At 72.7% G+C, this 13,068-nt stretch carries 13 protein-coding genes; 9 read left to right on the top strand and 4 right to left on the bottom strand.

Annotation, left to right across the window (positions count from 1 at the left end):
- Positions 1 to 139: 139 nt before the first annotated feature.
- Complete coding sequence (locus ACFWJO_RS19720) at positions 140 to 823, top strand: FadR/GntR family transcriptional regulator (protein WP_386866763.1); 684 nt, start codon at positions 140 to 142, stop codon at positions 821 to 823.
- 263 nt (positions 824 to 1,086) lie between these two features.
- Complete coding sequence (locus tag ACFWJO_RS19725) at positions 1,087 to 2,283, top strand: MFS transporter (protein ID WP_386866862.1); 1,197 nt, start codon at positions 1,087 to 1,089, stop codon at positions 2,281 to 2,283.
- A gap of 77 nt (positions 2,284 to 2,360) precedes the next feature.
- On the opposite strand, the gene ACFWJO_RS19730 is transcribed toward ACFWJO_RS19725, so the two are convergent.
- The 4 genes from ACFWJO_RS19730 to ACFWJO_RS19745 are packed head-to-tail and all read right to left on the bottom strand — an operon-like array spanning position 2,361 to position 5,926.
- On the bottom strand, positions 2,361 to 3,080 hold the full coding sequence (locus ACFWJO_RS19730; protein ID WP_386866765.1) for an ABC transporter permease: 720 nt from the start codon (positions 3,078 to 3,080) through the stop codon (positions 2,361 to 2,363).
- 14 nt (positions 3,081 to 3,094) lie between these two features.
- Positions 3,095 to 4,009: an ABC transporter ATP-binding protein gene (locus ACFWJO_RS19735; RefSeq protein WP_386866767.1), complete on the bottom strand. Its 915-nt coding sequence runs from the start codon at positions 4,007 to 4,009 to the stop codon at positions 3,095 to 3,097.
- Positions 4,010 to 4,058: 49 nt separating this feature from the next.
- A complete protein-coding gene (locus ACFWJO_RS19740) occupies positions 4,059 to 4,973 on the bottom strand; it encodes an ABC transporter permease (protein WP_386866769.1) in 915 nt (304 codons plus the stop codon).
- The gene (locus tag ACFWJO_RS19745) at positions 4,970 to 5,926 is read right to left on the bottom strand and encodes an ABC transporter ATP-binding protein (RefSeq protein ID WP_386866864.1); all 957 of its coding nucleotides are present in this window, start codon (positions 5,924 to 5,926) and stop codon (positions 4,970 to 4,972) included. Before ACFWJO_RS19745 ends, ACFWJO_RS19740 begins: the two co-directional genes overlap by 4 nt.
- A 230-nt stretch (positions 5,927 to 6,156) precedes the next feature.
- On the opposite strand from ACFWJO_RS19745, the gene ACFWJO_RS19750 reads away from it, so the two are divergent.
- From ACFWJO_RS19750 to ACFWJO_RS19780, 7 genes are all read left to right on the top strand, one after another.
- Entirely contained in the window at positions 6,157 to 7,017 is an 861-nt protein-coding gene (locus ACFWJO_RS19750) for a M24 family metallopeptidase (RefSeq protein WP_386866771.1), read from the top strand.
- Positions 7,017 to 8,807 carry an SDR family oxidoreductase gene (locus ACFWJO_RS19755; protein WP_386866773.1) on the top strand — a complete coding sequence of 597 codons (1,791 nt, stop codon included), beginning with the start codon at positions 7,017 to 7,019 and terminating at the stop codon, positions 8,805 to 8,807. Before ACFWJO_RS19750 ends, ACFWJO_RS19755 begins: the two co-directional genes overlap by 1 nt.
- A gap of 142 nt (positions 8,808 to 8,949) precedes the next feature.
- Entirely contained in the window at positions 8,950 to 9,909 is a 960-nt protein-coding gene (locus tag ACFWJO_RS19760) for a MerR family transcriptional regulator (RefSeq protein ID WP_386866775.1), read from the top strand.
- 95 nt (positions 9,910 to 10,004) lie between these two features.
- On the top strand, positions 10,005 to 10,550 hold the full coding sequence (locus ACFWJO_RS19765; protein ID WP_386866777.1) for an RNA 2'-phosphotransferase: 546 nt from the start codon (positions 10,005 to 10,007) through the stop codon (positions 10,548 to 10,550).
- Positions 10,551 to 10,678: 128 nt separating this feature from the next.
- The gene (locus tag ACFWJO_RS19770; protein ID WP_386866778.1) at positions 10,679 to 11,140 is read left to right on the top strand and encodes a hypothetical protein; all 462 of its coding nucleotides are present in this window, start codon (positions 10,679 to 10,681) and stop codon (positions 11,138 to 11,140) included.
- 23 nt (positions 11,141 to 11,163) lie between these two features.
- Complete coding sequence (locus ACFWJO_RS19775) at positions 11,164 to 12,066, top strand: LLM class flavin-dependent oxidoreductase (RefSeq protein ID WP_386866779.1); 903 nt, start codon at positions 11,164 to 11,166, stop codon at positions 12,064 to 12,066.
- Positions 12,067 to 12,167: 101 nt separating this feature from the next.
- Entirely contained in the window at positions 12,168 to 13,046 is an 879-nt protein-coding gene (locus tag ACFWJO_RS19780) for a Cof-type HAD-IIB family hydrolase (protein ID WP_386866780.1), read from the top strand.
- Positions 13,047 to 13,068: the final 22 nt, after the last annotated feature.

A 13,068-nucleotide genomic window follows, 5' to 3' on the forward strand; every position in this document is an offset into this window, starting at 1 on the left:
GTGTTCGGTCCGCGTACGAGTCACACGTGCCCACGTACGAGGCCACAGTAGTCCGGTCGCTGCGGGCCGGCCGGGGAGGCGAGGGACGTCACTTGTAGGATGACTGGGCAACCGGGCGAATGTGGAATCGAGGAGTGCGATGGCGGCGCTGAAGGCGGCGGGGCGGATCTCGCTGGTGGACTCGGTGGTCGAGCAGCTGCGGGCGCAGCTCGCCGAGGGCGAGTGGGTCGTCGGCGACCGCCTCCCCACCGAACACGAGCTCGCCGAGCTCCTCGGCGTCGGCCGCAACACGGTCCGCGAGGCCGTCCGGGTCCTGGTCCACGCCGGGCTCCTGGAGTCCCGCCAGGGCAACGGCACCTTCGTCCGGTCCACCGCCGACCCGGCCGCCGTCCTCCGCGGCGTCCGGCACGCGGGCGCCCGGGACGTCCTGGAGCTGCGCGCCGCCCTGGAGGCCGAGGCGGCCCGGCTCGCGGCGGTGCGGCGGGACACCCACGACCTGCTGCGGCTGCGGGCGGCCCTGGCCACGCTGCGCGAGGAGGGCGACCGGGACGCCGACGCAGACCTCGCCTTCCACCTGGCGGTCGTCGAGGCCACCCACAACACCGCCTTCCGCGAGGTCTACCGCTTCTTCTCCGCTCAGGTGCACGAGGTCCTGGTGGAGGCGCTCGGCGACCGGGCGATGCCGCCGGTCGACATCGACGCCCACGAGGCCCTGGTCGCCGCGATCGAGGCCGGCGACGCGGAGGCGGCCGAGGCCGGGGCCCGCGAACTGCTGCGGGTCCCGCTGGAGACGGTCGCGGCCCTGGCGGAGGTTTCGCGGTGAGGGCGGGGGCGGAGAGCCTGGCGGGGGCGGAGACGGGGCCTCTGACCGGGGCGGAGAGCCTGGCGGGGGCGGAGAGGGGGCCTTTGGCCGGGGCGGAGAGCCTGGCGGGGACGGGGGCGGGGCCTCTGGCCGGGGCGGTTGGTGGGGCCGGGGCGGCGGGTGCGGCCGGGGCGGCGGGTGCGGCCGAGGCGGCTGGTGCGGCTAGTGCGACCGGCGCGGTCGCGGCGGCTGGTGCGGCCGGGGCCGGCGGGTGGCGACGGGCGCTGCTTGCGCACCCCGCGCTGCTCATGGTCGGCATCGTGCTCGCCTCGCTCAACATGCGGGCCGCACTAGCGAGCGTGTCACCGCTGGTGAGCGAGCTGGCGGAGACGTACGGGCTGTCCTCGGCGGCCAGCTCGCTGGTGACCTCGGTGCCGGTGCTCTTCCTGGGGCTCGGCGCGCTCGTGGCGCCGTGGCTCGGCCGGCGCCTCGGCGCCGAGCGGGTGCTGTTCGCGGCGCTGCTGCTGCTCGGTGCCGGGATCCTGGTGCGGGTGCTGCCCTCGGCGGCGGCGCTCTACGTCGGCGGGGTGCTCGTCGGCACGGCCATCGCCCTGCTGAACGTGCTGATGCCGAGCCTGATCAAGCGGGACTTCCCGGACCGGGCCGCGTCGATGACCTCCGTGTACACGGGCGCGATGATCGTGGGCGCCACGGTCGTCGCCGCCGCGTCGGTGCCGCTGGAGCGCGCGCTCGGCGGGTGGCAGGCCTCGCTCGGCGCCTGGTCGCTGCTGGCGGCGGTGGCGGCGCTCGCCTGGCTGCCGCAGGTGATCGTCGCCCGTGGCCGGACGGCGAGCGAGGCGCGGGGCGCGGCGGCGGCCGGCTCGGCGGCGGTCCCGGGCGCCGGAGGGGCCCGGTCGGTGTGGCGGTCTGCGCTCGCCTGGCAGGTGACCCTCTTCATGGGGCTGCAGTCGCTGTGGTCGTACGTGCTGATCGCCTGGATGCCGACGATCTTCACCGACCACGGGATGAGCCGGTCGACGGCCGGTGTGGTCTTCGCCTTCAACAACCTGATCCAGGTCGCGGGCGCCTTCGCGGTGCCGCTGCTCGCGGGCCGGATGCGAGGCCAGCGGCCGCTGATCGTGCTGGTGACGACCATGGTCGCCGCCGGGTACGCGGGCCTGATGGTGGCGCCGGTACAGGGCGCCTGGCTCTGGTCGGCGGTCCTCGGCCTCGGCCAGGGCGGGGCGGTGGGCCTCGCCCTGACCCTGATCGTGCTGCGCTCGGGCGACGCGGTGACCGCCGCCCGGCTCTCCGGCATGGCGCAGACGGTGGGCTATCTGCTCGCCGCCGCCGGTCCGCTGGCCGCCGGTGCCCTGCACCAGACGACCGGCTCGTGGACGCTGCCGATCGCCGCGGTCCTGGGCGTGTGCGCGACGGCGCTCGCGGTGGGACTGCTGGCGGCCCGGAACCGTACGGTCTGAGGACGCGTACGGCTCCGGGGCGCGACGGCCCGAGGAGGCCGGCGACCGCGCGGGCCTGAGCCGGGCGAGCCGGCGGGCTACTCCTCGCCCGCCAGGGTCAGCGTCCGCAGCTTGTGGCCGGCGAACCAGGTCGCGCCGACCGTGACGCCGGCCAGCAGCGCGACCGCCGTGGGCAGAGCCACGTCGGAGCTGATCAGGCTGTCCCCGGTGACCTTCTCGGCCAGTGCCAGCGCCCACTGCTGGACGCTCAGGGTGCGGGCACCCGCGATGAGGGAGCCGAACAGCGCCTCCCACACCAGGGCGTAGACCAGCCCGATGACGACGGCGTGGCGGCTGACCGTGCCCAGGAGCAGGAACAGCGCGCTGTACGCGATGGAGGCGACGAGGGCCGCCACCGTGTACGCCACGGCGACCTGCTGTCCGTTGCCGTTGAGGACGAAGCCGGCGATCAGCGTAGGCACGGCGGAGAAGACCATGGTCACGGCGATGGCGACGATCAGCTTGGTGAAGATGATCGTGGGCCGCTTCACGGGCTTGGAGAGGAGATAGACGATCGATCCGTCGTCGATCTCCGGTCCGATCGCGCCGGTACCGGCGATCACGCCGATCAGCGGCACCATCGTGGCGAGCGCGAAGCCGCCGAGGACATCGGCCGCGACCTGGTCGTCGGCGCCGTTGAACATGCGGACGGCGGCGGCGATCAGGATGAGCAGCGCGGGCAGCGCGAAGAGGATCAGCGCCCGCCGGCGGCCGAGGAGGGCCCGGTAGGTGAGCCGGGCGACGGTGGGGTTGTACATCGGTCGGGCTCCTTTCAGGCCGCTACGAGATACGAGAAGACGGATTCGAGGGACTCGTCCGAGGGCGAGACCGTGAGCAGCCGGATGCCGCGCTCCCTGGCCACCTGCGGCAGCAGTTCGGTGAACCGGCCGAAGTCCACGGCCTGGATGCGCAGTCCGCCCTCGGCGCCGTGGTCGACCTCGATGCCGGCCGTGGACGGGTCGGCGATCAGCGCCGCGGCCAGGGCCCGGTCGTCGCTGGAGCGGACCAGGTAGCGGTGCGGGCGGTCGGTCATCAGCCGGCGGATGCGGCGGAAGTCGCCGGAGGCCGCGTGCCGTCCGGCCACGATCACCTCGATGTGCGAGGCGAGCTGCTCGACCTCCTCCAGGATGTGCGAGGAGAACAGCACCGTGCGGCCCTCGGCGCCCATGCGGCGCAGCAGGTCCATCAACTGCATGCGCTGGCGCGGGTCCATGCCGTTGAAGGGCTCGTCGAGCAGCAGCACCGACGGCTCGTGGACGAGGGCCGAGGCCATCTTCACGCGCTGCCGCATGCCCTTGCTGTACGTGGCGATCTTGCGGTCCTGCGCGTACTCCATCTCCACAGTGGCGAGGGCCCGTTGCGCCTCGGCGTCGCCGAGGCCGTGCAACTCGGCGTTGGCGACGACGAATTCGCGGCCGGTGAGGAAGTCGTACATCGCCTCCCGCTCGGGGACGACGCCGATCTGCCGGTAGACCGACTCGTTGCGCCAGATCGCTTCGCCGTCGAGGGTGACGGTGCCGGTGGAGGGCGCGAGGAAGCCGCCCATCATGTTGATGAGGGTGGACTTCCCGGCGCCGTTGGGGCCGAGGAGACCGGTGACGCCCGGGCCGATGGTCATGGTGACGTCGTTGACGGCCACGACGTTGCCGAACCAGCGCGAGGCGTGGTCGATGGAAAGAGTGCTCATGGGCGCGGCCCATTCTTTGGAAGGGTGGTGGTGGGCGACGGGAGGGCCATCACAGCCCGACCTTTCGGTAGCGGCGCATCAGCACGCCGTACGAGCCGGCGACGAGTGCGAGGACGACCAGCAGATAGACCGCGCCGACGCCGGCGCCGGGCGCCGCGGCCTCCCCGCCGGGGAAGGGGGTGGGTGCGCCGAGGAAGGCCGACTGCACACCGCCGATGAGGGTGATCGGCGAGAACAGGCCGATCCACTTGACGGCGCCGATGTTGTCCGTGCTGTAGGCGATGCCCTGGAGGGTGGTGACCGCGCCGTAGGAGATGACCAGGGTGGCGATCACGGCGGCGACGCCGAAGCCGCGGCGCGGCGTGAGGGCCGCCATGACGAGGCCGATGCCGCCGAAGAGCAGCGACAGCAGCGCCACCGAGAGGAGTCCCTGTCCGAACATCTGGGTCTGGTCCCCGAAGTCCATCTTGGCGAGCAGCGAGCCGATCCAGAGGATCAGCAGCGGGGAGGCCGTGAGCAGGAAGAGCGCCGAGGCCATCGCCCCGTACTTCGCGAGGACGTAGTCCGTGCGCTCGATCGGGCGGGCGAAGTACAGCGGCACGGTGCGGAAGCGGAGGTCACGGGAGACGGACTGCGGGGCCTGGGCGGCCACGTAGATGCCGATGACCATCTGGAGGTAGATCGCGTACTGCGTGTACTCGATCGCCAGCTTCGAGGACTTGGTGACGACGGCGACCGCGACGATGATCAGCGCGGGCACGCACATCACGGCGAACAGCAGCATCGGCAGCACCTTGGACTTGGCGCTGCGGCCGAGTCCGTACGCCCCGCGCAGGGACTGCGAGAACAGCGCCTGGCGGGCGGCGCCGCGGCCGAGCCGCGGACCGTCGTAGCTGCGGTAGCCGATGTTGTGGATCCGGCTGTTCTCGGGGGCCTGGACGGGCCCGGGGGCCTGCGAGCTCATCGCGCCGGCACCTCCTCCTGCTGCTGCGTCTTGAAGACCTCGGCGATGTGGTGGCGGCGCTGCTCCATGCGCACCAAGCCGAGGCCGAGGCCGGCGACGGTGTCCCGGACGAGGTCGTAGGTGTCCTCGCCGGAGGCCTCCAGGAGCAGGATGTGGCCGGCGCCCGGCAGACCGTCCTCCACACCGGGGTGCAGGGTGACGCCGGCGGCGGTCAGGGCGGCGCGCAGCGCCTCGGTGCCGTCGGGGTGCGCGTCGGAGTCGGTGACCTCGACCGCGAGGGTCGTGGTGGTGCGGGTGAAGTCCGTGGTGGAGCTGGAGCGGAGCAGCCGGCCGCCGTCGATGACGACGACGTGGTCGCAGGTGCGCTCCAGCTCGCCGAGCAGGTGCGAGGTGACGAGGACCGAGATGCCGAAGTCGGTCCACACCCGGCGGATCAGGCCGAGCATGTCGTCGCGGCCGACCGGGTCGAGGCCGTTGGTCGGCTCGTCGAGCAGCACCAGCTGCGGGTCGTGCACCAGCGCCTGCGCGAGCTTCACGCGCTGCTTCATGCCGGTCGAGTAGCCGCCCATGGGGCGGTAGCGCTCCTCGTACAGGCCGACGTGGCGCAGGGTGTCCGCGGTCCGCTCGCGGGCGGCGGTGGCGGGCAGGCCGGACATGCGCGCCATGTGGACGACGAACTCGGTGGCCGAGACGTCGGGCGGCAGGCAGTCGTGCTCCGGCATGTAGCCGACGCGCTCGCGGATCCGGGCGCCGGAGGTCGCGACGTCGAGTCCGAGGACTTCGGCGCGGCCCTCCGTGGCCGGGGACAGACCGAGCAGGATCTTGATCATGGTGGACTTGCCGGCTCCGTTGGCACCCACAAGTCCGGTCACACCGGGCCCGATGTCCAGGGAGAGCCGGTCGAGAGCGGTCACCCGGGGGAACCGCTTGCTGAGGCTTTCGGTCGCGATCACAGTCACGCGTTCGACGGTAGTGGCGTGGGCCACAGCAGTCGTCAGCCCAACGGCTCGATCCATGTCCGACTCCAGGCGTACAGGCCCGTAAGGGAGTCGCGACCAAGGTCTCGTTTTCCACAGGCCGCTGCACGCCTCTTGACGCAGCCGCCGGGCATTGTCACATTCATCGATGTCAAGTTACGGACGCGTAGCGCAGTCGGGCGCTCACACGGGACGGGCGGGTGGCCATGGCATCGGCAGGTACGGGAGTGACGCGCGAACTGACCGGGGAGCTGCGCGGTTTCAGAGAGGTCCAGCGGCTCGCGTACGAGTGCGCCGAGGCCGTCGCGGCGCAGCTCAGGCCCGGCGTCACCGAGCGCGAGGCGGCGCGGATGCAGCGGCAGTGGCTGTACGCGCGGGGCGTGCGGGACTGGTTCCACCGGCCGTTCGCCTGGTTCGGGGACCGCACGGCCTTCGTCGACTTCCGGATCCCGCTCCAGTTCTTCCCGACGAACCGGCGTCTGGAGCCCGGCATGCCGTTCATCCTCGACATGGCACCGGTGTACAAGGGCCACACGGCGGACGTCGGCTACTCGGGCTGCCTGGGCCTCAACCCGGTCCACGACAAGCTGCTCGCCGACCTGCGGGAGCACCGCGAGCTGATCCTGCGCGAGGTGCGCGAGCGCCGCTCGCTGCGGGAGATCTACGAGGACGTGGACCGGCTCATGGTCCGCCAGGGATACGCGAACCGGCACCGGGCGTATCCCTTCGGCGTGATCGCCCACAAGATCGACCGGGTGAAGGAGCGCCGCTGGTCGCCGACCCTGTTCGGCTTCGGCACCCAGGCGCTCAAGGGCCTGGCGAGCGACGCCCTGCACGGCCACCGCGAGGGCTGGTCGCCGCTGTGGTCCCCGTACACGTTCTCCGACCACCCGCCCAAGCCCGGCCTGTGGGCGGTCGAGCCGCACCTCGGATTCCGGGGGACGGGCGCCAAGTTCGAGGAGATCCTGGTCGTCACCGACTCCAGGGACCCCGAGCAGAGCGCGTTCTGGCTGGACGACGACCTGCCGCACGTGCGGCGCTGGAACGAGGAAGGGAAGGCGGCCTGATGGCGGGGAAGACGGGACTCGACGGGGCCCGGGAGCGCTGGGTCCGCACCGGCGGGATCGAGCTGTGCGTGGCCGAGCTGGGTGACGAGAGCCGCCCCACGGTGCTGCTCGTGCACGGCTATCCGGACTCCAAGGAGGTCTGGTCGGAGGTCGCGGTCCGGCTCGCCGACCGCTTCCACGTCGTGCTGTACGACGTCCGGGGCCACGGCCGGTCGACGGCGCCGGCACCGCTGCGCGGCGGCTTCACCCTGGAGAAGCTGACCGACGACTTCCTGGCCGTCGCGGACGCGGTCAGCCCGGACCGTCCGGTCCACCTCGTCGGGCACGACTGGGGCTCGGTGCAGTCCTGGGAGTTCGTGACGGTGCCCCGCACCGAGGGCAGGATCGCCTCCTTCACCTCGATGTCCGGGCCGTCGCTCGACCACTTCGGGCACTGGATCAAGACCCGCGTGGCCCGGCCCACCCCGCGCCGCGTCGGTCAGCTCCTCGGCCAGGGCGCCAAGTCCTGGTACGTGTACCTGCTGCACACGCCGGTGCTGCCCGAGCTCGCCTGGCGCGGACCGCTCGGCAGGAGCTGGCCGCGGATCCTGGAGCGGTTCGAGCGGGTCCCCGCCGGCGACTACCCGACGCCCTCCCTGCCGGTCGACGCGGCGCACGGCGCCTGGCTCTACCGGGACAACGTGCGGTCCCGGCTGGCCCGGCCGCGGGCCGACGCCTTCGCCCACGCGCCCGTGCAGCTGATCACGCCCACCGGCGACGCCTTCCTGTCGGAGCGGCTCTACGACGACCTGGCCGACTGGGTGCCGGACCTCACCCGCCGCACCCTGCCCGCCAAGCACTGGGTGCCGCGCACCCGGCCGGACCGACTGGCGGCGTGGATAGCCGAGTTCGTCGAGGCGAACGAGGACCCGGCGACCAGGGCGCCGAAGCCGGCGGCGAAGAGCGGGGTCCGCCCCGAGTACGCGGAGCGGTTCGGCGGCCAGCTGGTCCTGGTGACCGGCGCGGCCAGCGGCATCGGCCGGGCCACCGCCTTCGCCTTCGCGGAGGCCGGCGCCCGGGTCGTGGCCGTGGACCGGGACGCCGAGGGCGCGGCCCGCACGGCGGAGATGTCCCGGCTCATCGGCGCGCCCGAGGCCTGGGGCGAGACCGCCGACGTCGCCGACGAGCAGGCGATGGAGAAGCTCGCCGCGAAGGTCGCGAGCGAGTACGGCGTGGTGGACGTGCTGGTCAACAACGCGGGCATCGGGCTGACCGGTGCGTTCCTGGAGACCACGACCGAGGAGTGGAAGCGGGTCCTCGACGTCAACCTGTGGGGCGTGATCCACGGCTGCCGGGTCTTCGGGGCGCAGATGGCCGAGCGCGGCCAGGGCGGCCACATCGTCAACACGGCCTCGGCTGCGGCCTTCCAGCCGTCCCGCGCGCTGCCCGCGTACAGCACGTCGAAGGCGGCGGTGCTGATGCTCAGCGAGTGCCTGCGGGCCGAGCTCGCGGACCAGGGCATCGGCGTCTCGGCGATCTGCCCGGGCATCGTGAACACCAACATCACGGCGACCGCGCGGTTCGCCGGAGTGACGGACGAGGCCGAGGAGAAGCGGCGGCAGCAGAAGGTCTCGCGGCTGTACGGGCTGCGCAACTACCCGCCGGAGAAGGTCGCGGACGCGATCCTGCGCGCGGTGCTCCTCGACCAGGCGGTCGTCCCGGTGACCCCGGAGGCCCGCGGCGCCCACCTGTTGTCGCGGCTCTCGCCGCGCGCGCTGCGGGCCCTGGCCCGCGTGAAGCCTCCGGCGTAGCGAGACGGCGAGGCCCGGGGGCCGGGCCGGGACCTGGTCCGGACGTTGGGCGGGGCGGGGCAGGGGCGGGCCGCGGGGCAGGGGCGGGGCGGGGCAGGACCGGACGGTCGTACCATCCCTCGACGGGCGAAAGGAGCGAGCGGTGGGAACGGGATTGTCCGAGCAGTCGGCGGCGGCACAGCCGGAGTACCGGATCGAGGATCTGGCCCATCGCAGCGGGGCCACCGTCCGGACGATCCGCGCCTACCAGGACCGCGGTCTGCTGCCCCGGCCGGAGCGCCGCGGCCGGTCGAACGTGTACGGGGACACCCACCTGGCCCGGCTGCGGCAGATCGCGGACCTGCTCGACCGCGGCTACACCCTGGCCTCCATCAAGGAGCTCCTGGAGGCCTGGGACGCCGGCCGCGGGCTCGGCGGGGTGCTCGGTCTGGTCGCCGAGGTCGACGGCCCGTGGACGGACGAGGAGGCCGACCGGATCTCCCGCGCCGAGCTCGACGCCCGCTTCGGCGGCACTCCCGACGAGGACGCCGTGCGCGAGGCGATCGAGCTCGGCGTCCTGGAGCGCATACCGGACCGGGAGACCGAGGAGTACCTCGTCCCCAGTCCCCAAGAACTCGCGGTGGCGGCCGAGTTGCACGCGGCGGGCGTCCCGCTGTCTGCGATCACCGGTCATCTGAGGGAACTTCGCGGCCAGGTCGAGCACATCGCCGCCCGCTTCCTGGAGTTCACCGCCGAGCACGTCTTCGCCCGCTATCTGGAGCACCGGCCGCCGACGGACGCCGACGCGGCCGAAGCGGCGACCCTGGTGCGCCGGCTCCGGCCGCTCGCGCAGCAGACGGTCGACGCGGAACTGGCGCGCGCGATGCGGATGTTCGCGACCCGTCACCTCCAGTACCACCTCTCGCCCGACGCGGCCGTCCTGGGCGACCGTGAGCCGCGTTCGGTGCCGCTGCCGCCGGAGACGATTCGCGCCGTGGAGCGGCTCGTTGGCCGGGAGAACGTGGCGGCTTTCGTCACGGCGGCGGCCGAACGAGAGGTGCAGACAAGGACATTGGACGCCCTTGCCTCAAACACCGCAAATACCAAGCAAGTCGGTCAATAGGCTTGCAACCCAAGGGTCGTTGTCCACAGATTCGTCAACTAGCCTGTGGATAAAACCACTTGGCTGTGGAACAAACCTGCGGCTTCAATGGATTCATGAATGACGAGAAACGCACCGTGAAGGTGTCGAAATACCTCTCGAAGCACCTCCGCCACCAGCCCGAACGCATCGGCCTCGTCCTCGACCCGAACGGCTGGACCGAGATCGACGCCCTCCTGAAGGCCGCCGCCGACCACGGCTTCCCGATCACCCGCGCCGAGCTCGACCACGTGGTCGCCGCCAACGACAAGAAGCGCTTCGCGATCGAGGGCACCCGGATCCGTGCCAGCCAGGGCCACACCGTCCCGGTCGACCTCGACCTGCCGCCCGCCGAACCGCCCGCGTACCTCTACCACGGTACGGTCGCCGCCCGGCTCCCCGCCATCCGGACCGAGGGCCTGCGCCCCATGGCCCGCCACCACGTGCACCTCTCGCCCGACCGGGAGACCGCCACCCGGGTCGGCGCCCGCCGCGGCCGTCCCGTGGTGCTGAGCATCGACGCCGGCGCCATGCACCGGGCCGGCCATGTCTTCCACGTCAGCGCCAACGGCGTCTGGCTCACCGACGCCGTACCGCCGGCGTTCATCCGCTTCCCCGGCTGATCCCGGCCGCGATCCCGGCTGGTCCCGACGGCGATTCCGGCCGCGATTCCGGCTGTCCCGACGGCGATTCCGGCCGCGATTCCGGCCGCGCCCCCGGCCCCGACCGCTGCTGCGGCATGATCGTTCCCATGGGACGACACCAGCACCCGCACCTGCCCACGACCGAATCGGCCGTGCGGGCGATCCGCGCCGTCGCCGAGGAGTTCGGCCTGGAGATGACGGTCACCGACGACATCGGCGCCGACCAGACCTCCCGCCGCACCTCCGCCGGTGCCTTCACCGTGCTCGACCCGGACGGTTCCCTCCCCCACGAGGCCCACGTCGAACTCGGCGGCTCCCCCGCCGTCAGCGTCCGGCTCTTCCCCGAGGACGACGCGAAGATCACCGTGGAAGGGGTCGTCTTCGAGGACGTGCCCCGCGACTCCGTCCCCGCCTTCCTCCGCTCCGCGTACGGCGGCCTCGCCCACGTGAAGGGCCGCTTCTTCCCTCCCGGCTGGTGGCTGGTCGTCCCGCTCCCCGGCGACGAGTCCTACAAGGAGCTCGTCCTCGGCGACCTCCTCAGCCCCTGGCTCTCCCGTAACGTCCGCTGACCTCTCCCCGTACGCTCGGGGGCATGACCTTGCGCCTGAGCACCGTGATCCTTCCCGTCGACCGCTGGCACGAGGGCGGGCGTGCCGCGTGGCAGCGGGCCGAAGAGCTGGGCTTCCACACCGGCTACACCTACGACCACCTGACCTGGCGCTCGTTCCGCGACCGCACCTGGTTCGGTGCCCTGCCGACCCTCACCGCGGCCGCCACGGCCACCGAGCGGCTGCGGCTGGGCACCCTCGTCACCTCGCCGAACTTCCGGCACCCGGTGACCCTCGCCAAGGAACTGATGTCGCTCGACGACATCTCCGGCGGCCGGGTCACCCTCGGCATCGGCGCCGGCGGCAACGGCTTCGACGCCACCGCGCTGGGCCAGGAGGCCTGGACGCCCAAGGAGCGCGCCGACCGCTTCGGCGAGTTCGTGCCGCTGCTCGACCGGCTGCTCACCGAGGAGTCCGTGACCCAGCGGGGCACCTTCTACTCGGCGGACGAGTCCCGCAACATCCCCGGCTGCGTCCAGCGGCCCCGGCTGCCGTTCGCGGTCGCCGCGACCGGCCCGCGCGGACTGCGCCTCGCGGCCCGCCACGGCCAGGCCTGGGTGACGACCGGCGACCCGAAGCTGTACGAGACGGGCACCCCGGAGCAGTCCCTCGAGGCCGTCCGCGGCCAGGTCGAGAAGCTCGGCAAGGCCTGCGCGGACACCGGACGGGACGTGGCGGACCTGGACAAGATCCTGCTGACCGGCTTCACGCCGGAGCGGAACACCGTCCTGGGCTCGCTCGACGCCTTCGTCGACTTCGCCGGCCGCCACCAGGAGCTCGGCTTCACCGAGATCGTCGTCCACTGGCCGATCCCCGACTCCGACTTCGCCGCCGACCCGGCGGTCTTCGAGAAGATCGCCACGGAGGCCCTCTCCCAGCTCGGCTGACGGGACCCCGCACGCGGGAGTGCTGACGCGGGGCGCACATCCGGTCACTCAGATGTGCGCTCCCTCGCACGCCCGTGCACGTTGTGCGGAAGAATGGTGCGGTGACCTCACCTCGCTCCGCACTCCCCGAAGTCCCGGCCATCCGGCTGATCGCCACCGATCTCGACGGCACCCTGCTGCGGGACGACAAGTCCGTGTCGGAGCGCACCATCGCCGCGCTCGCCGCCGCCGAGCGGGCCGGCATCGAGGTCTTCTTCGTCACCGGCCGCCCGGCCCGCTGGATGGACGTCGTCAGCGCGCACGTCCACGGCCACGGCCTCGCCATCTGCGCCAACGGCGCCGCGGTCGTCGACCTGCACGCGGGCGGGACCTTCCTGGAGGTACGGCCCCTGGAGCGGACCGTCGCCCTCGCCGTCGTCCAGGCCCTGCGCACCGCCGCGCCCGGCACCAGCTTCGCCGTCGAACTCACCACCGGCATCCACTACGAGCCGGAGTACCCGCCCTTCTTCCTCGACCCGGGCGCCACCGTCGCCACCGCCGAGAAGCTGCTGTTCGAGGAGACACCGGGGGCCGCGGCACCCGTCCTGAAGCTGCTCGCCCAGCACCCGGAGCTCGACCCGGACGTCTTCCTCGCCACCGCCCGCGAGGCCGCGGGCGACCTGGCCTCCTTCACCCGCTCCAGCCCGACCGCGCTCATCGAGATCAGCGGCCTCGGCGTCTCCAAGGCCTCCACCCTGGCGCACTGCTGTGCCGAGCGCGGCATCACGCCCGCCGAGGTCGCGGCCTTCGGCGACATGCCGAACGACATCGAGATGCTGAGCTGGGCGGGCCGCTCCTTCGCGATGGGCAACGCCCACCCGGACGTGATCGCCGCCGCCTCCGGCCGTACCACCGGGAACAACGAGGACGGCGTCGCCGTCGTCATCGAGCGCCTGGTCGCCGAGGCCGAAGCCAAGGCCGGGACCGCGGGCGGCCGCTGACGCAGCCCCCGCTCCGCGGGCA

The organism is Streptomyces sp. NPDC127092 (assembly GCF_042722475.1).
GTDB lineage: Bacteria > Actinomycetota > Actinomycetes > Streptomycetales > Streptomycetaceae > Streptomyces.